Source organism: Mycolicibacterium vinylchloridicum, from assembly GCF_013404075.1.
In the GTDB taxonomy this organism is placed as follows: domain Bacteria; phylum Actinomycetota; class Actinomycetes; order Mycobacteriales; family Mycobacteriaceae; genus Mycobacterium; species Mycobacterium vinylchloridicum.
Genome location: NZ_JACBJQ010000017.1, coordinates 1 through 20,546, shown reverse-complemented (window position 1 = coordinate 20,546; position 20,546 = coordinate 1). Strand labels below are relative to the sequence as shown.

18 protein-coding genes are annotated in these 20,546 nt (G+C 67.4%); 10 read left to right on the top strand and 8 right to left on the bottom strand.

Features of this window, described 5'->3' with window-relative positions; all coding sequences use genetic code 11:
• Positions 1 to 945, top strand: a complete 945-nt coding sequence (gene dapD, locus HPC46_RS15835; protein ID WP_179471464.1) for a 2,3,4,5-tetrahydropyridine-2,6-dicarboxylate N-succinyltransferase — start codon at positions 1 to 3, stop codon at positions 943 to 945.
• A 19-nt stretch (positions 946 to 964) separates the two neighbouring features.
• On the opposite strand, the gene HPC46_RS15830 is transcribed toward dapD, so the two are convergent.
• Together HPC46_RS15830 and HPC46_RS15825 are read right to left on the bottom strand one after the other, a co-directional pair.
• Positions 965 to 1,312, bottom strand: coding sequence for a VOC family protein (locus HPC46_RS15830; protein ID WP_179471462.1), 348 nt, complete (start codon positions 1,310 to 1,312; stop codon positions 965 to 967).
• Positions 1,309 to 2,709, bottom strand: a complete 1,401-nt coding sequence (locus HPC46_RS15825) for an acyl-CoA synthetase (protein WP_179471460.1) — start codon at positions 2,707 to 2,709, stop codon at positions 1,309 to 1,311. Before HPC46_RS15825 ends, HPC46_RS15830 begins: the two co-directional genes overlap by 4 nt.
• A gap of 31 nt (positions 2,710 to 2,740) precedes the next feature.
• Between HPC46_RS15825 and HPC46_RS15820 the strand changes: the two genes are divergently transcribed.
• Both HPC46_RS15820 and HPC46_RS15815 read left to right on the top strand, forming a co-directional pair.
• Entirely contained in the window at positions 2,741 to 3,286 is a 546-nt protein-coding gene (locus tag HPC46_RS15820; RefSeq protein ID WP_179471459.1) for an NUDIX domain-containing protein, read from the top strand.
• Positions 3,287 to 3,383: 97 nt separating this feature from the next.
• Positions 3,384 to 3,887 carry an Rv2253 family sensor-like surface protein gene (locus HPC46_RS15815; protein ID WP_005147013.1) on the top strand — a complete coding sequence of 168 codons (504 nt, stop codon included), beginning with the start codon at positions 3,384 to 3,386 and terminating at the stop codon, positions 3,885 to 3,887.
• Here HPC46_RS15815 and HPC46_RS15810 read toward each other — a convergent pair.
• The gene (locus HPC46_RS15810) at positions 3,859 to 5,811 is read right to left on the bottom strand and encodes a hypothetical protein (RefSeq protein ID WP_233716451.1); all 1,953 of its coding nucleotides are present in this window, start codon (positions 5,809 to 5,811) and stop codon (positions 3,859 to 3,861) included. The two genes, HPC46_RS15815 and HPC46_RS15810, sit on opposite strands and share 29 nt — an antisense overlap.
• Before the next feature lie 327 nt (positions 5,812 to 6,138).
• Here HPC46_RS15810 and HPC46_RS15805 point away from each other — a divergent pair, with 327 nt between their 5' ends.
• From HPC46_RS15805 to HPC46_RS15790, 4 genes are all read left to right on the top strand, one after another.
• Positions 6,139 to 7,110: a hypothetical protein gene (locus HPC46_RS15805; protein WP_179471457.1), complete on the top strand. Its 972-nt coding sequence runs from the start codon at positions 6,139 to 6,141 to the stop codon at positions 7,108 to 7,110.
• Between the two features lie 335 nt (positions 7,111 to 7,445).
• Positions 7,446 to 8,594 (top strand): glycosyltransferase, encoded by a 1,149-nt coding sequence (locus tag HPC46_RS15800; RefSeq protein ID WP_179471455.1) that lies wholly within the window; start codon positions 7,446 to 7,448, stop codon positions 8,592 to 8,594.
• A gap of 7 nt (positions 8,595 to 8,601) precedes the next feature.
• Complete coding sequence (locus HPC46_RS15795; protein ID WP_179471453.1) at positions 8,602 to 9,756, top strand: hypothetical protein; 1,155 nt, start codon at positions 8,602 to 8,604, stop codon at positions 9,754 to 9,756.
• On the top strand, positions 9,753 to 11,093 hold the full coding sequence (locus HPC46_RS15790) for a hypothetical protein (protein ID WP_233716450.1): 1,341 nt from the start codon (positions 9,753 to 9,755) through the stop codon (positions 11,091 to 11,093). Before HPC46_RS15795 ends, HPC46_RS15790 begins: the two co-directional genes overlap by 4 nt.
• A gap of 5 nt (positions 11,094 to 11,098) precedes the next feature.
• Here the strand turns inward: HPC46_RS15790 and HPC46_RS15785 are convergent, their stop codons facing one another.
• On the bottom strand, positions 11,099 to 12,601 hold the full coding sequence (locus HPC46_RS15785) for a glycosyl hydrolase family 28-related protein (RefSeq protein ID WP_179471451.1): 1,503 nt from the start codon (positions 12,599 to 12,601) through the stop codon (positions 11,099 to 11,101).
• Positions 12,601 to 13,710, bottom strand: coding sequence for a glycosyltransferase family 4 protein (locus HPC46_RS15780; protein WP_179471449.1), 1,110 nt, complete (start codon positions 13,708 to 13,710; stop codon positions 12,601 to 12,603). Before HPC46_RS15780 ends, HPC46_RS15785 begins: the two co-directional genes overlap by 1 nt.
• A 109-nt stretch (positions 13,711 to 13,819) precedes the next feature.
• Between HPC46_RS15780 and HPC46_RS15775 the strand changes: the two genes are divergently transcribed.
• Positions 13,820 to 15,124: an acyltransferase family protein gene (locus tag HPC46_RS15775; RefSeq protein WP_179471447.1), complete on the top strand. Its 1,305-nt coding sequence runs from the start codon at positions 13,820 to 13,822 to the stop codon at positions 15,122 to 15,124.
• Here the strand turns inward: HPC46_RS15775 and HPC46_RS15770 are convergent.
• The 3 genes from HPC46_RS15770 to pruA are packed head-to-tail and all read right to left on the bottom strand — an operon-like array spanning position 15,096 to position 18,448.
• Positions 15,096 to 15,806, bottom strand: coding sequence for a sulfite exporter TauE/SafE family protein (locus HPC46_RS15770; RefSeq protein ID WP_179471445.1), 711 nt, complete (start codon positions 15,804 to 15,806; stop codon positions 15,096 to 15,098). The two genes, HPC46_RS15775 and HPC46_RS15770, sit on opposite strands and share 29 nt — an antisense overlap.
• Positions 15,807 to 15,857: 51 nt before the next feature.
• Complete coding sequence (locus HPC46_RS15765; RefSeq protein WP_179471443.1) at positions 15,858 to 16,817, bottom strand: proline dehydrogenase family protein; 960 nt, start codon at positions 16,815 to 16,817, stop codon at positions 15,858 to 15,860.
• On the bottom strand, positions 16,817 to 18,448 hold the full coding sequence (gene pruA / locus HPC46_RS15760; RefSeq protein WP_179471441.1) for an L-glutamate gamma-semialdehyde dehydrogenase: 1,632 nt from the start codon (positions 18,446 to 18,448) through the stop codon (positions 16,817 to 16,819). The genes HPC46_RS15765 and pruA overlap by 1 nt, the downstream gene beginning before the upstream one ends.
• An 84-nt stretch (positions 18,449 to 18,532) precedes the next feature.
• Here pruA and HPC46_RS15755 point away from each other — a divergent pair, with 84 nt between their 5' ends.
• The gene (locus HPC46_RS15755; protein ID WP_179471439.1) at positions 18,533 to 20,092 is read left to right on the top strand and encodes a PucR family transcriptional regulator; all 1,560 of its coding nucleotides are present in this window, start codon (positions 18,533 to 18,535) and stop codon (positions 20,090 to 20,092) included.
• 194 nt (positions 20,093 to 20,286) lie between these two features.
• On the top strand, positions 20,287 to 20,546 hold a 260-nt coding region (locus HPC46_RS15750; RefSeq protein WP_179471437.1), incomplete at its 3' end, for an MspA family porin.

Here is a 20,546-nt window from a genome sequence, read left to right as displayed (position 1 = left end):
GTGACTTCTGCTGCGGGCGTCGGACTGGCCACCATCACCGAGGACGGCACCGTCCTGGACACCTGGTTCCCCAACCCCGAACTGGGTGCCTACAGCCCGTCGGGCAGCACCCGGCTTTCGGCCGACGACGCACCCGAGGATCTGGCCGCCTTGGCCGGCACCGATGCGGCGCGGGGCGTCGAGACCATCGTCGTGCGCACGGTGATCGCCGACCTGGACGACAAGCCGGCCGACACCTACGACGCCTACCTGCGGCTGCACCTGCTGTCGCACCGCCTGGTCGAACCGCACGGGTGCAACCTCGACGGCATCTTCGGGGTGCTGACCAACGTGGTGTGGACCAACTTCGGGCCGTGCCAGATCGAGGGCTTCGAAGCAGTCCGGCTTCGGCTGCGCCGCCGCGGCCACGTGACGGTGTACGGCGTGGACAAATTCCCGCGGATGGTCGACTACGTGATGCCGACCGGGGTGCGGATCGCCGACGCCGACCGGGTCCGCCTCGGCGCGCACCTGGCCCCGGGCACCACCGTCATGCACGAGGGCTTCGTGAACTTCAACGCCGGAACGCTGGGCGCCTCGATGGTGGAGGGCCGGATTTCGGCGGGCGTGGTCGTCGACGACGGCTCCGATGTCGGCGGCGGCGCCTCGATCATGGGCACGCTCTCCGGTGGGGGCACTCAGGTGATCTCGGTCGGCAAGCGCTGCCTGCTGGGTGCGAATGCGGGACTGGGCATTTCGCTGGGCGACGACTGCATCGTCGAGGCCGGCCTGTACGTGACAGCAGGTACCAAGGTCACCACCCCGGACGGCACGACCGTGAAGGCGCGTGACCTTTCTGGCGCGAACAACCTTCTGTTCCGGCGCAATTCGGTGACCGGAGCGGTGGAGGTCGTCGGCCGCGACGGTAAGGGCATCGCGCTCAACGAGGCGCTGCACGCCAACTAGGCGGCCCTTGACGAGCGCGCTATTCCCCGGCCAGGATGCAGAACTCGTTGCCTTCCGGGTCGGCCAGCACCACCCAGCTCTGCTCCCCCTGACCGATGTCGACGTGGCGGGCCCCAAGCTCCAGCACGCGCTCGATTTCGGCCTGCTGATCGTCGGGAGTGAAGTCGAAGTGAATGCGGTTCTTCACCGTTTTGGCATCGGGCACTTCCAGGAACAGCCAGTCCGGCCCGGCGCCGGCGGGTGCGCGCAGTGCGACGTCACCGTCGTCGGTCGGCTCGGCCGGCCAGCCCAGCACCGTCGACCACCACGCGGACAGCGCATGGATGTCGTGGGCGTCGATGCAGACCTCGCTGAACCGCAGCGTCATTTCATCAGCTCCTTTTTGACGACTTTGCCCATCGCGTTACGCGGCAGCGAGTCGACGATCCGCACCTCCCGCGGCCGTTTGTGGATCGAAAGTTGCTCGGCCACATAGTTGATCAGCTCGTCGGGTTTGGCGTCACCGACCACGAACGCGACGATGCGCTGCCCGAGGTCGGGGTCGGGCAGGCCGACCACGGCCACCTCGTCGACCCCGGAATGGCCCAGTAGCACCGTCTCCACTTCACCCGCCCCGACCCGGAAGCCGCCGGATTTGATCAGGTCCACCGACTCGCGCCCGACGATGCGGTGCATACCGCCGCCGTCGATTACAGCGGCGTCCCCGGTGCGATACCAGCCGTCGGGATCGAACGACTCGGCCGTGGCATCGGGCCGATTGAGGTAGCCGTCGAACAGGGTGGGCGCCTTGACGTGAAGGCTGCCAATGGTTTCCCCGTCATGCTCGGCGACCGAACCGTCCTCGCGCACCAGCCGGGTCTGCACCCCGGTCAGCGGCAGGCCCACCCACCCCGGCCTGCGTTCGCCGTCGGCTCGGGTGCTCACGGTGATCAGGGACTCAGTGCTGCCGTACCGCTCGACGGGCGCGTGACCGGTGAGTTCGGCGAGCCGGTCGAAAACCGGAACCGGCAGCGGCGCACTGCCCGACACCAGCAGCCGCGCCGAGGACAGCGCGCTCGCGGCGGCGGTATCGGCCACCACCCGCGACCACACCGTCGGAACCGCGAAATACAAACTGCCACCGGCGGCGGCATAGCCTGCCGGAGTCGGTTTTCCGGTGTGCACGAAGCGATTTCCCACCCGCAGCGAGCCGAGCAGCCCGAGGATCAGCCCGTGCACGTGGAACAGCGGCAGGCCGTGCACCAGAGTGTCGTCGGGACTCCACTGCCAGGCTTCGGCCAGGGCGTCGATATCGGCGGCGATCGCGCCACGACTGATCAGCACACCCTTGGGCAGCCCGGTGGTGCCGGAGGTGTACATGACCATGGCCGTACTCTGCGGCGGCGGCTCGGCGTAGCGGTGCCACGACCGCGCGTGCAACCGGACCGGAATGTGCGCAAGGCCGCCGAGGTCGGCGGGCAGCTCCCCGAGCCAGGCCTGGGCGCCGGAGTCGGAGAGGATGTGCGCCCGTTCCGCGACGCCGACGTCCGCGGGCACCGGCACGAACGGCACCCCGGCGATCAGGCAGCCGGTCACGGCAAGCACCGTCGTCGCGGTAGGGGTCGCCAAGACGGCCACCCGGCCGGCGCCGCCCACCCGCTCGGCCACCGAGGTGGCCGCGCCGACGAGATCACTACGAGACAGCACAGCGCCGTCGATGCGCACGGCGTCGCCGATATCGGCTCCGGCGGCGACGGCGGCCGGATTCAGGGAGGCCAGCAGCACGTCGCCGACGGTAGACGAAGATACTGGCCTGGTGAAGCCCACCACCCAGGTCTCGTCGCGCGAGGTGTACCGCAACAACTGGCTGACCGTGCGTGAGGACGTCGTCCGGCGACCGGACGGTTCCACCGGCATCTACGGAGTCGTCGACAAACCCGACTACGCGCTGATCATCGCCGTCGACGGTGATCGGCTGGCGTTGGTCGAGCAGTACCGGTACCCGCTGGGTGAACGCCGCTGGGAATTCCCCCAGGGCACCGCCCCGGACCGTGCCGCGGTCGCACCGGCCGAACTCGCGGTGCGCGAGCTGCGCGAGGAGACCGGCCTGACCGCGGGCTCGTTCGTGGTGCTGGGCCGCCTCGACATCGCTGCGGGGATGAGCAGTCAGCGCGGCTCGGTCTTCCTGGCCACCGATATCACCGAGGGCGAGCACGACCGTGAGCACGAGGAACAGGACATGCACTTCGCATGGTTCGAGCGCAGCCGGTTCGAGGACATGGTCCGCTCCGGCGAGATCACCGACGCCCAGTCGATCGCCGCGTACGGGCTGTTGCTGCTCAGGGAGCGTTTCGAGTCGTGACGGTGGCCGAATCGTGACCGGCACGCCGTGGGGCGGATGTGACAGATGAGGTTTTCTGACGGCTACGCTGATTACTCGCAACGACGTTCGAGGAGTCATGAGCCGCCACAGTTGGGGTGCCACGCTGTTGGCCACCGCGACGATCTGCGCCGCGGGACTGCTGTCCCCCGCCTCGGCGCACGGTCAGCCGCTGGCCTGGAACGGCCGCTACCAGATGGTGACCTATGCCTCGCAGAAGGCGGGCACCAGTCCGGCGACCCATCAGAAGGAAAACGACTTCGGCGCCGTGTTCACCCTGGCGACCGCGTGCTCGGGCGGCAGGTGTGTGGCCACCGTCGTCGACGGCCCAGCACCCGGTAACCCGACCATCCCGCAGCCGACCCGCTACACCTGGAACGGATCGGAGTGGGCCACCACCTACGACTGGGTGTGGGACTGCTTCCTGGGCGACGGCTATCAGAAGCAGTGGAGTCCCGCCACCTCGTGGGCCTTCTACACGCCGCAGCCCGACGGATCACTGCGCGGCACCTGGCACACCGACATCTCGTCCGGTCCCTGCCGGGGCAGCGTCGTCATGCCGGTCTCCGCGGTCCCCGCCTGATCAGCCGCAGCCACAACCACGCCACCGCGATACCGAGTGCGAAGGCCCCGAGCAACCCCAACACCGTGCCGACGGGCAGCGCCGACGAGCTCTGGGCAGGCGCGGTGGCGACTCTGGTATCGCGTATCGACACCCCCGCTGGAACCCCCTGTGCCCCTGCGGCCAGCACATCCCCGGTCAGTTGCGACCAACCGTCGGGTAGCTGCTCGATGTAGCCGAACAGCGGATCGACAAGCGACCAGTTCGCGGTGGTCGTGACGAGGACGACGGTCCGGTCCCGCGGCGCGTCGGCGAAGGCCTGGATAGAACCGAGGCCCGAACCGACATCGGCCCGCAGCACGGTGGGCAGATCGAGACTGACCGAGGATTGATCACCGGTGATCGGCGGGTTCAGCGTCGTCTGCTCGAGGGTGGTCGAGTTGGCCACGATCAGTGCGCCGACCTTCGACTCGGCCGCCGATTTGAGGTCGACCACTCGCGGCGTCAGATCCGCGCTGGTGGTCCTGGCCATGTCGACGACGAGCCGGGTGGCATAGCCGAGTTGACCCGGGCCGCTCCCGTCGAGCGCCACCAGGAAGTTGGGGCTGAATTCCGAAGGCAGCGAACGAAATCCGCCCGTTGCGTGCCCACCGCGATGCGGCGACACCGTTGATCGCGGGTCGAGTTGGAAGGTGATCGGCGCGATCATCGGCGAGCAGATCATCCGCGGGGTGTATGTCAGCGCGAAGTTCAGAACGATCCGCTCGGTGAGCGCTTGACCGGGCAGATCGAAGGTGGCGTCCAACCGCCCGCTGTCATTGAGCGCCGAATTGAACACCACGGTATTGCCCGCCCGCACCATCACTGTCGCGCTGTCCTCCTTGGGCACCGGCGTGTAGTCGGCGAGCAGATGCACCCGGACGCTGTCGATCCGGCCGTCGCTGAGCGCAGCACGATCGGCGCCGACGGTCAGGGTGGCCGTCCGCAGGACGTCGACATTCCCGGTCATCTGCAACTGCCCGAACGTCGCGCTGTCGGTGGAGCCGGCCTTGCGCGACCCGGCTTGGTCGACGCGAGCCTGGGGCGTCTGTGCCAGGTCTTGAACCTGGTTGATCAGCAGCGACACCTGGGCCGTCAACTGGTCGTCGCGGCCCGAAACCCGAAGAAAGGCTTCCGGTGTCCCAGCACCGACGATGTCGAGTGCGGCAGTACCGCGTTCGACCAGAACTGCGCGGGCCATCGGTCCGGCGGGCGGCGGCGTGGCACCCCGAGGCTGCTCGGCGACGGTGATCGCGATCGTCTGAGGCCGGTAAGCCCGGGCCAATGTCGACGCCAGGGTCAGCACCGCCTGCTGCTCGGACCGATCGGCATCGGCCGGCGCGTACAGCACGACCCGCTGAAGAACCGCGGGAAAGAACGTCGCGATCGAGGTGGGCGCCGGTTCCGCCCCGGTGAAGACGGTCGCGAGGTCGGTGATGTTCAGCGTCTGCTGCGGGCCGCAGTTCTGGGTTTCGGGATTGACCTGCCGCACCGTGAACGACAGACCGAAGGTCGCGTCCCCGACATGGGCGGCGGCGATATCGACGTCGAAGGGCAGCACGACTTGATCTGCCGTTTGGGCGGTCGGCAAATTCACTGCGGCGAGAAAAGTGCCTCGGTCGTCATCGATTTCGAGGTAGCCCCCGGCAATGTTCACCGGAGCGTGAACGAGGCCGCGTAACCGGGTGGGGCGAAATCCGGTCGGAAGTGGAACAGCAAAGTCCTGATTGACGTTGGTGGTCGGGAAATCGACGCCCCTCGGCAATCCGAGCTGGGCCCAGCTAAGCGTCAAATCGGTTGCCGCCGCGACGACAGTGACGTCGGGATCCGCACGCGCGGAGGGTGGTTCGATAAGCAGCGCCGATCCCGTCGGCGCGACCAGCAGCCACGTTCCCAGAAGTGTCATCAACCACCGACGCATCAGCAGCCTCGCCGGAGGCAGGCTCGCAGCTCCACGCAACTCCACTTTCGTCGTGACGTTTCGACCGATTCGTGGGTTGGACGATACCGCCGCAAGATCACGCCGATGCGTTATCCGAGGACCGAACTCGCCGTCGATGCAAACTTTTCGAGCACATTTCCGCAGCGAATCGGCGTCGGCGGTGCAAAGTGGGAGTCATCAAAAGTACAAATGTGCGAGTCGAGAAGATCGATGGGTAACCCCATCGCGCTCGATAAGCGCGTCTACGGGACGACATGGATGGATCGCATTGCGAATTGAGGACGAAGCACCGTGACCGTGCCCGCCAGCATCCCTCGCCCGGCGGCATCGGCACCGAGCGCACCGTCACCCCTCGAGCGCCGCTCGTGGATTGCACGGCTCCTCACCGCGGCTGCCATCGGCATCGTCATCGGAGCGATCGTCGGTGGCTTGGCGCTGACATTCTTGAGCTTCAAGACCACTGCCACAGCGCTCATCCGGATCGTTCAACCCGCCGATCTGAGCGCGATCGCCGGCGGCGCGGCCCAGACCACACCGAACACCCAGGACAACCTCGACCGCTATGTCGCCGGCGAGGTCGCGTACCTGTCCGGTGACGCGTTCGCCCAGGCGGTGGGCGAAAAAACCGGAAAGACCCGCCCCGCTGAACTGACCGTGGATCAGAACGGGCGATCGTCGGTGATCACCATCAGCACCACGGCATCGAGCAGTGAAGCCGCGATCCGTACCGTGCAGACCGCCATCGACCTCTACAGCCAGCAGTTGGCGGCGCGGGCCGACCAAGAGCTGCGCACTCTGCTTCCGACCTTGTCCCAGTGGGAGCAGATCAGCGCCAACGACCCGCCGCGGCTCGAACAGATCCAGCGGCTGCGGGAAAGTGTCGTGTTGCTGGCCGGTCAATCGAGCATCGTTCCGATCGTGCAGCCGCCGACGGCCGACACCAACAGCGCACATCCGGGCTTGCTGGGCGCGGCGATTGGCGCGTTTCTCGGCGGTTCTGCGTTGCCGCTCGCCCTGATCGCCCGCCGCCGCCGATCCGCGAGGCTGTGGTCGGTCACGAATTTGACCGACATCGTTGACACCGTACTGATTCCGGTGGTGGAACTGCGCGAACCGCCACCGCGGCTTTCGGTGCGAGAGCGGAAGGCCCGACTGGCCCGAACGCTGTACGCGCAGTGCTTCTCGGCCGGGCCGACGCAGACCATCCTCGTCATCGGCGCGTCGCCCACCTCTGGTGCCGGTGCCGTGTCGTCACTGCTTTAGACCGCAGCCGCAGAAGAGGGTTCGGTACAGGTCGTCTCCCTCGATCCCCGGCAGACCGACATCCCCGACCCGGCCCAGACGGACGGCCGGCAGACGCTGATCATCGACGCCGGCGTCGTCGGGGGTTCTGCGCTGATCCCGGCCGCTGTCGAACGGGCGACGACGATCGTGCTGGTGGCCCGGCTGGAAGCCGACACCATGGCGCAGGTCCGGACAGTCTGCGCGGCAACGGATTCCAGTAGCGCCCGCCGCGTCGCCGCGGTGACCTACCAGCCATGGTGGCCGTCGTGGTTCGCCAGCCGAGCCACGTCAGGTGGCCGACGCCGGGGGTCATCATGACTGAGCCTGACAAGCGGACCGCTGCCCGGCAGGTCGCGATCGTGCACGAACGGCTCACCGAGATCGCGGGATCCGAATTGGTCACCGAACAGCTGGCCTACGAATGGCCCAGCGCGCCAGTACACATCCCGATCGTGGACCGGCGTACCCGCGCCAGCTTCTCCGCCCGGGTCGAGACCGGCTGGCTGACGACCGCCTACGGCATGATGGCGCACCGCAGCTACGCACCACTGCTCCCGCTGGCGCCGGGATGGCTGCGCCACCGTGACTTCGGGTCGGCGGACGCGGTGGTGATCAGCCATCACGCATTCGCGATCGCGGCCGCCCAAGCTGCGGGCAGCCGAGCGACGATCGCCTACGTGCACTCCCCGGCCCGATGGGCCTGGGATGCGAAAATGCGCGAATCCGAAGCTGATTCGTTCGCCGGCAAGGCCGCGCTGGACGTGCTGTCGCGACTGGCGATCAAGAACGAACTGCAGTCGTGCGGCAAACTCACCACGATCGTAGCCAATAGCAGTGCGGTCGCCCGACGGGTCGCCGAACACTGGTCGCGCGACGCGTTGGTCGTGCACCCCCCGGTCGACACCGAGTTCTACACCCCCGATCCCGGCGAGCCGGTCGGCGACTTCTTCCTGCTGGCCGGCCGGCTCGTGCCGTACAAGCGCCCGGACATCGCCATCGAAGCCGCGAAGGCCGCCAAGGTGAAGTTGGTGGTCGCCGGCGGGGGCCGGAAGATCGACGACTACAAACGACTTGCGGGCAACGCGCCGATCACGTTCTTGGGCCGAGTATCCGACGATGATCTGCGTAGCCTGCAGAGGCGGGCCCTGGCGTGCCTACTTCCCGGTGAAGAGGATTTCGGCATCGTTCCCGTCGAGGCGATGGCCTGCGGCACGCCGGTTGTGGCACTCGGCGTCGGCGGTGTCTGCGACAGCGTCGTCGATGGTGAGACCGGAGTGTTGGTCGACGGTGACGACGACGCGTCGATCATCAGCGCGTTCGCCACAGCCCTTGCCGAATTCGATCGCGGTTCCTTCGATTCGGCGCACATCCGGCGGCATGCCGAGGAGTTCTCGCGGGCCGAGTTCCGGCGCAGGATGCGCGAGGTGGTCGAGCAGACCCTGGCTGCCCATCGGGGAAGCTGACACCTCTATGGTCAGTCGCAAACACGTCCAGGCCGTCGTCCAGGTCATGGCGGGTCTGGCCCTCAATGTGTTTCCCGCGATGTTCATCGCGGTCTATGCGCGGGTGGCACCGATCGAGAACCAGGGCTTCCTCGCGCTGGCGCTGGCGGTCGGAGTCTATGTGGCCCAACTGTTCAACGCGTTCATCGTGGAAGGCCGGCTCGCCACCCCCGACGCAGACCACGACCTGTGCCTGCCCAACTGGACGGCGGTGCTGACTCTGGTGTCGGGCGCCTTGCTGATCATCGGACCACCCGTCGCCAATTCCGCAGTGCTGATGTTCAGCGCGATCGGAATCATGACGGGCCTGCTGATGTCTCGGTCCATCGGCGTGGTCACCGGCCGCTGGCAGACGGAGGCGCTCTCGGCGGGGCTGCTGGGCGTGGCCAGCGTGGCCGCTCTCTACCTGGCCCACATCCACAACGACAATTGTGTGCGGGTGCTGGCATCGGGTGCGGTGGCCGCCATCCTCATCCGGTATTGGCCTCGCACCGCGCTGCGGGGCCTGATGCTACCGTCCGATGTCCGCCGGGCGAGCTGGGTCACCGGCGAAACCGCTGTGGTCGGCGCGGTTCAGCCGGCCATCACCTCGATCGTGCTGGTTCTGCTGGGACCTGCTGCCTCCGTGGCATTTCGGGTCATCTCGACCATGTCCGGCGCCCTGGAGCCGATCCTGGCTTACGGTCGCTACCGCCTGCTGGCGCACGGGCACAAGGGTGAGGTGGCGATCGTCGCTGTCATCTTCTCAGCCGGTCTGGCCGCCGTCCTCGCGGTCGCGTTCTCGGGCCTCGGCCAGTTGGTTTTCGGGTCGGCGTGGGCCAACGTGGGTGCGGTGGCGCTGCTTCTGGCGTGCGTGTGGAAGGGCTTTATGCTCCTGTCGACCGTGCCGTTCGCCGCGCTGCGCAAGGCGGGTGAGACGGCCCTGGTCTTCTGGATCCGGGCGACCAGCACCGTGATCTACCTGATCATCGGGCTTGCGGCCGTGCTCATCTGGCGGTCGAACACCGCGATCTTCCTCGGCTTCGCCATCGCCGAGATGGCGACAGCCGTGGTCTATCACTGGGCCGCAGTGCGCGGTGCACCCGAATACCAGGTCCGCCTTCGACGGCCGCAGCCCCGATGATCGACACCACATTGCCAGCTCCGTCCGCAGGCGGATTGGACGCCTATGCCGCCGTCGTACGCCGATGGTGGTTCAACCCGGCATTTTTCGCGCTTGCCCCCTTCCTCGCGGGCTTGCTGGGTTGGACGATCGCACTGGGCTGGCGGCACGTCCATTCCGGACCGGCGTCTTGGGACAAACTGCTCGGCTTCGCCGTCCCGGCCCGCGCCACCCCGGGTGGCGTCACGCTCCTTCTGCTGTGGTGGGCGGCCGTCATTTCGATCTCGATGCTCGGCTGGCGGCTCGGCTCCGCGAGCGGGCGATCACGAGCCGCCGGCTGGCTCGACCTCGCAACGCCGCAGATGGAGCGTCGCTACTTCGTCTTGGTCACCGCGGTCGCGGCACTGGGCATCCTGTACACCATCTACCAAGTGGGCGGGCCTGCTTCGATCGTGGCGTCGCTGGCCAGCCAATCCGGAAACGACGTCTCGAATGCGATGTCCCAGACGGCCGGCGGACAAACCCTGCGCTTCGCCACCATCCTGGCCGCGCCGATCGGCATCTACCTGTGGCGCCAGAAAGTCATTCCGTTCCTGTACATGCTGATCGCGGTGGGTCTGCTACTCACCAGCGCGATGATCTCCTCCCGTCTGTCACTACTGATGGCCGGGTTCGTCTACCTGGCGATCTGGGCGCGCAGTCGTCCGGTACCGGTACGCGGTGCAGGTAACGCGGCCAAGCGGATCGGCGTCGTCGTCGGCATCCTTGTCATCGGAGTCGGACTCCTGACCGCCATGAACTACTTCCGCAACGCCAACTACTACCGCGAGGCCGGCGTCACCAATCCGCTGGTCATGAACCTCTACCAGATGGGTGCCTATCTGACTGTGCCCGCTCAGGTTTCGCTGGGTGTGTCCACCGCGATCATGGACAGCGATTGGCAGAACCCGGGCGATCCGATCACCTCGTCGGACGCGATCAAGCCGACCTTCCTGCAGTTCAAGAAGATCACCAAGGACAACAGCTGGAAGGACGCGAACGAGTACCACTACGCGGTGCACTTCGAACCGAACTTCTTCACCAACTCGGTATTCGCCGACACCTACGCCGATTTCGGGATGTGGGGCTGGTTCTACACATTTCTCATCTACGGGTTCGCCGGCTTCCTATTCGCCCGGCTGATCCGGTACGGCCCGGTGATCGCCGGCTCCGGGGGCGTGATCTCGTATTGCTTCTCCGAGATCTGGCGGATCCAGATCCTGACCTACGGGATCGTCATCTTCTTGATGCTGCTGACGGTGGGTTGCTCGGTGCTGACCGTGGCCATGACCAAGCGGCACGACAGGCCGAAAGCGTAAGCGCCCTAACCGGTCCGGATCGTCAAGCGAGCCGATTGCCCAACGCCCGACGCGTCGTCGGCCAGGTGCAGCGGCGACCACGCGGCCGGCGCACTGTCCCAGGCGATCCGCAGATCGTCGACCACCCCGTCACAGTTCTCGAAGCCCGTGCACGGCCCCGGCTCGTCAGGGGGGTCGCCGGCGGTGATCGTGACGGCCAGCCGATCGACGGCGAGATCGCCGACGTCGGTGGCCGCGAACACCAGCACCGCATCGGTGTGCTGGATCGATACCGCATTCAGCCGGCTGTATCGGGTATTGGCAAGTCCCACACCACCGTTGCCGCCGATCGATGACGACGCCTCGACAGTGCAGGACCGCAGGTCGAATCCGGTGGCACGCTGGCCGCTCAGCGATTCCGCACGTACCGACCAGTTGGCACAGCCGCGGACCGCCGCCCCCTCTATCGCGACGTCGAACCCGGTGAACCGCGGATCGGGGGTGTCGCTCGGGCGGGCGAGCACGTGGATGCCGGTTTCGCAGGAATCGATGGCCAGGTCCGACACCTTGACCCCGCGCGACGCCACGTAATGCCATCCGACGTCGTTACCCGGCGCGGCCGAATCGATCATGACCGCGGCGCCGGCGTCGACTCCGACGACCGCAAGGCCCGCGAGCGTCACCCCGCGGGCACCGGCCAGTCGAACGCCGTTGGCCCGGCCGCCCTTGATGGCGACGTTGGTGATGACGAATTCGTCGTTGGACCACCGGGTCAGATGGGGGAACGAAAAGGTCTGCGCGGCAGGGTCAATGGATTTCTCGGGCGCGTAGTAGGTGACCAGTGCGAGTCCGTCGTCGCCGGCGCCGATGGCGGTGTAGTTGTCGATCCGCGCTCGCCTGCACGCATTGAAATGCAGGCCGTCGGCCCGGGTTTCTTCCGTCTGCAGCCCGGCGATACGGATATCGGATACCCCGATCATGATCACGCCAGCCTGCGGGCTACCGTGAATCAAGCAGTCCGACAACGTGACCCGGTTGACCGGTCCGTGATTCCACCCGAGCGAGAACGGGTCGCCCACGATGCGGATGCCGTCGCCCATCGACCGGGTGGCCGATTGCGACCAGCGGATGGTGACGTTGCGCAGCTTCACGTCCGAGGCCGGCCCGTGAACCAGGATGCCGTGGCCGGTGCCCGTGCCGGAGTCCGGGTCGAGGTTGTCCATCACCAGCTCGGCACCGGCGGCGAACTCGACGGTAATCCCCCTGAGCCCGGCGATCACGATCGCGGCATCGGCATTCTTGCGCCGGTCGGCGAATCGATATGTGCCGGTTGGAAAGTACAGCGTGCTGTTCGGTCTCAGCGCAGCGACGGCGCGCCGGATCGCGGCCGCATCGTCGGTGACACCGTCGCCTGTGGCGCCGTGGTGACGGACGTCCACCGTGCGATGCACCTCATGGCGTCCGAACGCCACGACCACTCCCATCGCGGGCAACCCCAACAGGAGGTGCCGCCGAGGCACTCCTGCCATCACGTTCGCAACTCCGCGACGATCGTGTCCACGGCCGCGGTGAACGGCGCTTCGGCCTGTCGCCGGGTGACATACGACCAACCCCTGGCTGCCAAATCGGCGCGGGCCGCGTCGTCGCCACAATACTTGCGCAGCAGCGCCGCGAGGCCGGCGCTGTCGGTGGGGTCGAAATAATCGGCCCCGTCCCCGCACGTTTCCCTCACCGCAGGAATGCTGGATGCCAGCACGGCGGTGCGGGAAGCCATCGCCTCCAACGGCGGCAGCCCCGCTCCCTCACACAGCGACGGCATCACCAAAAGCTCGGCACCGGCGACGAGCGCGCGCAGCGCCTGGAACTCCAGCCGCCCGGCCAGGACCACGCGATCGCCCAGGCCGGTGGCCACCTGCTGGACCCGCTCGTCGAGCGTTCGCAACGACTCCCCGCCCCCGGCGATCACCAGCTTGTGCGGGATCGAGTCAGCGACGTCGGCGAAGGATTGCAACAGCATCGGCAGGTTCTTGTGGCGCTTCACGTTGCCGACATAGAGCAGGTATCGCCCCTGAACCGGCGACAAGGCCGGATCGACGTCGGCGAACCAGTCATCGCCGACCGGAATGGGTGAAACGATCGGCGCACAGCGGGCTACCTGGCGAAGCGCGTCTGCGGTCGCCTCGGACGGCGTGAAAATCGCGCGACATCTGTGGGCATCAATCGTGAACATGGTGCGCGCATATGCCCGCTTGGCCCAATTCTGATCGCTGATTTCCGGTGGCAGCAGCTGAATTGTGTCGTGCACCGTGACGAATGCGGCGATATCGCGGTTCGCGGGCTTCAGCAGCGGAAACGGGTAGGGATATTGCGGCAGCCAGATCGCCCGCGGCCGGCATTGCTTCAGTGCCGTATCCCAAACTCGCTGCTCATCCAGCGAATACATGGGTGCATTCGCGGGTCGCGCCACCACCACCTCGGTGTTCGCCGCAACGTGCGGCGTGGAATCCACGTCGGCCAGGATCGCCAATTTCAGGCCGTTACGCGGCAGAATTTCGCCCAGATGCGGGAGCTGCATTCGGATATAGGTGCCGATGCCGCTGGAATTGATGTGGCGGACGTCGAACAGCAAGTCCGCCATATCTCCTCCGCTCCCTCGCCTATGTCTCGACCCAGGCTACCGCCGCGACAAGCAAACATTGCCCGTGCCGTCCTACCAACCCGGCAACGGTCGGCCACAATGGAGATCGATGACCGACACGGCGACGACGACGGTGCGCAACCACGCGATGGATCTGTATCGGGTGGTTGCCCTGCTGTTCGTCGTGGTCGGGCACTGGATGGCGGCGTCGCTGACCTTTTCCGACGGTGCGTTCTGGCGGGACAACCCGCTCGTCGACCTGCCCTGGACCCAGTGGTTGACCTGGATCTTCCAGGTGGTGCCGGTGTTCTTCGTGGTCGCGGGCTACGCCAGCGCCGTGTCATGGGCACACCGCAGCGGCACGCAATCCCGCCAGGAGTGGCTGCGCCGCAGGCTGGTTCGACCGATCGGGCCGACGGCGGTCTATGTCGTGTTCGCGTTGGTGGTGGTGGCGGTGCTGCACGGGGTCGGGGTCGCCGGCTCAGAGCTGGATTTCGGCGCCTGGGCGGTGGCCATGCACCTGTGGTTCCTGGGCATCTACGTCCTGGTGGTGGCGCTGACGCCGGTTGCGGTGGCCCTGCACCGCCGCTGGGGTTTGTGGGTGCCGGTGGTGATGACGGTGGCGATCGCCGCGATCGACGTGGCCACGATCGCCGCACATCTGCACTACGTGGGATGGCTGAATTACCTGCTGGTGTGGGGACTGCTCTATCAGCTCGGAATCGCTTGGCATGACGGCAAGTTGCGCGGGCGGGTGCCGGTCGTGCTCGCCGCCTGTTCGGCCTTCGTGTTGGTGCTGCTGGTCACCGTCGGGCCGTATCCGGTGAGCATGATCGGCGTTCCGGGGGCGGTCGTGGACAACACCGGGCCGCCCAATCTGGCACTCCTGGCCCTCGGCTGCACCGAGGCCGGGATCGCGCTGGCTGCCGTCCCAGCTGTCAATGTCCTGCTGAAATCGGCTCGTGCCCAACGCATTCTGGCGATCGCCAACGACAACGTGATGGCACTCTACCTCTGGCACATGGTGCCGGTCGTCATCGTGGCCCTGGCTGGGTATCCGACCGGGCTGCTGCCGCAACCGACGCTCGGCACGGCGGCCTGGTGGTGGTTCCGGCTCGGCTGGGTGGCGATTCTGGCGGGGGTGGCCGCCGTCGAGCTGGTGTTCTTGTGGTGGGGGCGCAGGCTCTTCTCGGCGGCGCTGCCCACGATCGCCGTCCCGATCCCGCCGCGGCTGGGCGAAGTGCTGTTGTTCGCAGGCACTCTCGCGATCGCGGTGACGATGTCGGTTTTCGCCGCGCTCGGGTTCGCGCCCGACGGGCGTTTCCCCGTCGCGGCCAGTATCGGTTTCGCTGTCGGTGTGGCGCTGGTGGCGTTGGCGCCCGCAGTCAGCGGTAGGCGTCGAAACCGAGCTTGACGGCCAGCACCAGACCGGCCACACCGATGAGGATCCGCAACGGGGTGGCCGGTGCGTGTCGCACGACAATGGGCCCCAGCCGCGATCCGATCAGGCAGCCCGCGCCCAGCGGGATGACGGCGAGCCAGTGCACGGGCGCGAGAATGCCGAACAGCACCGCGGCCACGGTATTCGCCAGCCCGAGCAGGATGTTCTTGGCGGCGTTGGCGTGCGCCAGGCTGTCGGCACCGGCGTTGAGCAGCAGCGCCAGGAACAGTACCCCGGCTGCCGCGCCGAAATAGCCTCCGTACAGCGCGATCCCGAACATCGCGGCCATCTCGGCCACCAGTACCGCCCTGCGACGTCGGCCCGGATGTGGTGTGCCTCGTGGCGTGACGATCGCCGCCGACGCCACCGCCAGCAGAACCGGGACCACCTTCTCGAAGGCGTCCGCCGGGGTGGTCAGCAGCAGTACCGCGCCGAGCGCGCCGCCGGCAAGGGTCACCGGGGCTGCGCGGGTGATGAAGCGCCCCTGCCCGGCCAGTTCGGGTCGCGATCCCCAGGCCGAGCCGATGCCGTTGAACACCAGCGCCACCGTGTTGGTGACGTTCGCGGTCACCGGCGGGAGCCCCACGGCGAGCAGTGCCGGATAGGTGGCCACCGAGGCCAGGCCCGCGATGCTGCCGGTCAGTCCGCCGAGCACACCGGCGATCAGCAGAGTGACAGCGTGCAGTGCGCTCAGCGGGGTCCCTGTCTAGCGATGGGTCAGTGCTCGCAGAAAGAACATCAGGTTGGCTGGGCGTTCGGCAAGTCGACGGACGAAGTAGCCATACCACTGCGTGCCGAACGGGACGTACACCCGCATGTGATTGCCCTCGTCCGCCAGGCGGCGCTGCTCGCCGTCCCGGATGCCGTAGAGCATCTGGTATTCGAAGCCATCGGTGCCACGGTCGAATTCGCGAGCCAGCTCGCCCGCCGCGGTGATCACAACCGGGTCGTGCGAGGCGACCATCGGATAGCCGTCGCCGGCCATCAGTGTGCGCAGGCAGCGCAGGTAGGATTCGGTGACCTCATCTGCGTGCCGGTAGGCCACCGACGCCGGTTCGTCGTAGGCACCCTTGCACAACCGGATCCGGGCGCCGGAGGCCGCGAACTCGGCGCAGTCAGCCTCGGTACGCTTCAGATAGGCCTGCAGAACCGTTCCCACCCAAGGAAATTCGATGCGCAGGTCGCGCACGATCGACAGGGTGGAGTCGGTGGTCGTGTGATCCTCGGCGTCGATCGTCACCCAGGCGCCGACCTCCTGTGCCCGCGCGCAGATGGTATGGGCGTTCTCAAACGCGATCTTGTCGCCGTCTCTGGGCAGCGACTGGCCCAGGGCGGACAGTTTCAGCGACACCTCCAGCGCGCGCACCGTCGCCTCGCGGTACTCGCAGCGGGCGCCGAGCGCGTCGAGCAGTTGCAGATAAGCCTTGCCGGTCGCCTCGGCGGCGTCGACGTCGGTGACGTCCTCCCCGAGGTAGTCGATACTGACCAAGCGGCCCGAGTCGCGCAACGCGGTGACCGCGTCCAGCGCGTCGTCCTTCGTCTCACCGGGCACGAACCTGCCGACGACGTCGCGGGCGACCGGCATGCGTTCGGCACTGCGGCGCAAGCGATCTGAGCGACTGGCCGCCAGGATCGCCGGTCGCGCCACGTAGGCGAAGACGCTCATCACTGCACCTCCATATGCGGGTAGATGTGGTCGGTGGGCGGGACGAAGGTCTCCTTGACCGATCGCGCCGACGTCCAGCGCAGCAGGTTGAGCGGCGAGCCGGCCTTGTCGTTGGTGCCCGAGGCCCGCGACCCGCCGAACGGCTGCTGCCCGACGACGGCCCCGGTCGGCTTGTCGTTGACATAGAAGTTGCCCGCGGCGAATCGCAGGCGATCGGCAGCGGTCCGCACCGCGTCGCGGTCCGTAGCGATGACGGCGCCCGTCAGCGCGTAGGGCGACCCGTGGTCCACGACGTCGAGGAGTTCGTCGAACTCGTCGTCGGGATAGACGTGCACGGCCAGGATCGGGCCGAAGTACTCACATCTGAAGGCTTCGTCGCCCGGGTCGTCGGACAGCAGGACGGTCGGCCGCACGAAATAGCCTTCACTGTCGTCACATTCGCCGCCGACGGCGATGGTGACACCGGGCGCACTCTTGGCCCTTTCCAATGCACGGGAGTTCTTGGCGAACGCGCGAGCGTCGATGACGGCCCCGCCGTAGTTCGACAGGTCGGCGACGTCGCCGTAGGTCAGCGCTTGGGTGGCGCCGAGGAAATCGTCGCCCATCGCCTGCCACACCGAGCGCGGGATGAACGCCCGCGACGCGGCCGAACATTTCTGGCCCTGATAGTCGAATGCACCGCGAATCAAGGCCGTGCGCAACACATCGGGGTCCGCCGAGGTGTGTGCGACGACGAAGTCCTTGCCGCCGGTCTCGCCGACCAGCCTCGGATACGAGTCGTAGTCGGCGATGCGGGTGCCGACTTCGCGCCACAGGTGCTGGAAGGTGGCGGTGGATCCGGTGAAATGGATACCGGACAACCGGCGGTCGGCCAGCACGACGTCGGACACCGCATACCCGTCCCCGGCGACCAGGTTGATCACGCCCGGCGGCAGTCCGGCCGCCTCGAGCAGCTGCATCGTCAGGTAGGCGGCGAAGGTCTGGGTGATCGACGGCTTCCACACCACGGTGTTGCCCATCAGCGCCGGCGCGGTCGGCAGGTTGCCTGCGATGGCGGTGAAGTTGAACGGTGTGACGGCATAGACGAATCCGTCCAGCGGTCGGTAGTCGGTGCGGTTCCACACGCCGGGGCTGCTGAGCGGCTGCTGGGCCAGGATCTGGCGGGCAAAGGCCACATTGAAGCGCCAGAAATCGACCAGTTCGCAGGGCGCGTCGATCTCGGCCTGATAGGCGGTCTTGGACTGGCCCAGCATCGTGGCGGCGGCGATCTTCTCCCGCCACGGGCCGGCCAACAGGTCGGCGGCGCGCAGGAACACCGCGGCTCGCTCGTCGAACGGGGTTGCGGCCCACTCACGTTTGGCGGCCATCGCCGCGTCCACCGCGGCCATGGCGTCGGCGGTGGTCGCGTTGGACAGGGTGCCCAGACGGGCGCTGTGCCGGTGTGGCTGGACCACGTCGATGCGCTCGCCGTCACCGAGGCGGTGGCGGCCGCCGATGACATGCGGCAGGTCGATGGGGTTGCTGGACAGATCGTGCAGGGCCGCGGCGAGGCGGGCCCGCTCGGCGGAGTGAGGTGCGAAATCGTGAACCGGCTCGTTGGCGGGAACGGGAACTTCGGTGCGGGCGTCCATGCAGACCAGGATCGCGCCCGGCGCGCCACAAACTGTTGGCTGATCAGACAAGACTCTTCTTCATTGCTAGTAGAATCCGACAATATGCGTGAGGCCGGTGTCGGGCTGGGACAACTGGTGTTGGCCCTGGATGCGACGCTGGTCCGCCTCGTCGAAGCGCCGCGGGGGCTGGACCGCCCGGTGGGGTCGGCCGCGCTGATCGACGGTGACGACGTCCGCTTGGGCCTGTCGGTCAGCGTCGGCTCGGCGGATGTGTTCTTCCTGCTGGGGATCTCCGACGCCGACACCCTGCGCTGGCTGGACCGGCAGATCGCGTCGCACGGTCCGCCGGCGGCGATCTTCGCCAAGGAACCCTCCGACGCAGTCGTCGACCGCGCCGTCGCCGCGGGAACGGCCGTCGTGGCGGTCGACCCCAATGCCCGGTGGGAGCGGTTGTATCGCCTGGTCAACCACGTCTTCGAACACCGGAGCGCCGACTCGGTGACCGATTCGGGCACCGATCTGTTCGCCTTGGCACAGTCGATCGCCGATCGCGTTCGCGGCATGGTCAGCATCGAAGACGCGCAATCGCATGTGCTGGCGTATTCGGCGTCCAACGACGAAGCCGACGAACTTCGGCGGCTGTCGATCCTCGGCCGCGCCGGTCCGCCCGAACACCTGCGCTGGATCGCCCAATGGGGAATCTTCGACCGGCTTCGCGCCGGGCCCGACGTCGTCGCGGTCGACGAGCGCCCTGAGTTGGGACTGCGCCCGCGGCTGGCCATCGGCATTCATCGACAGGGCGCGCCCGGCTTCACCGGCACCATCTGGGTCCAGCAGGGTTCTCGGCCCCTGGCCGACGACGCCGATGAGGTGCTGCGCGGCGCGGCAGTGCTGGCCGCCCGGATCATGGCCCGGCTGGCGGCGCGGCCGTCGGCACATCTCCTGGCGGTGCAGCAGCTGCTCGGGCTGGCCGACGCCGACGGGGCGGACCTGCCCACGCTGGCGCGCGAACTCGACGTCCCCCTCGACGGGCGCGCCGCCGTGATCGGTTTCGTCGCCGATGACCCCCACCCCCGGATGGCTGACGTTCTGGCGTTGAGCGCCAGCGCTTTCCGGCCCGACGCCCAGGTGGCGGCCAACGGGTCGCGGGTCTACGTGCTGTTGCCGGACTCCGGGCGCACCGCGGCGGCCGTATCGTGGATCCGCGGCACGATCGGCGCGCTGCGTACCGAGCTCGGACTGGATTTGCACGCGGTGATCGCGGCCCCGATCGCCGGGCTGGCCGAAGCCGCAGGCGCACGCCGCGACATCGACCGGGTCTTCGACAGCGCGGCGCGCCATCCGGTGTTCGGTCAGGTGACGACGCTGGCCGAGGCCCGCACGACGGTGTTGCTCGACGAGATCGTGACTCTGGTGGCCGCCGACGCCCGGCTGGTCGATCCGCGGGTGCGCCGGCTACGCGAAACCGAGCCCGTTCTTGCCGAAACCCTGCGGGTGTACCTGGACAGCTTCGGTGATGTCGCGGCGGCCGCGGCGGTGCTACATGTACACCCCAATACCGTCCGATACCGGGTTCGGCGCCTTGAGCAGGTACTTTCCACCTCGCTGAGCGATCCCGACGTCCGGCTATTACTGTCATTGAGCCTGCGCGCGACCGCCTGAACAACGACGTCAAGTAGCCGCGCCGCATTCGCCGAGAAATTTTCTGACCAACCTGGTAACAATGTTGCATCTGTTGCCGATGAGGCTTTTGTCATGACTGGCTGTGAGGTCCGTCACGACGCACCGCACCCTCGGTGATCGGGGCCGCCGATCGCCGAAGACCAACCAAGCACCACAAGCACCAAGGGGTCAGCATGAAACATCTGGGTCGAGTGCTGGTGGCGATGATCGCCGCCTTTGCCGCACTCTTCGTCGGGACCGGCACGTCGCACGCCGGTTTGGACAATGAACTGAGTCTGGTTGACGGCGGTGGCCGCACGATGACGATTCAGCAGTGGGACACCTTCCTCAACGGCGTGTTCCCCCTGGACCGCAACCGGCTGACCCGGGAGTGGTTCCACTCCGGCAAGGCTGTCTACAGCGTGGTCGGCCCGGGTGCTGACGAGTTCGCGGG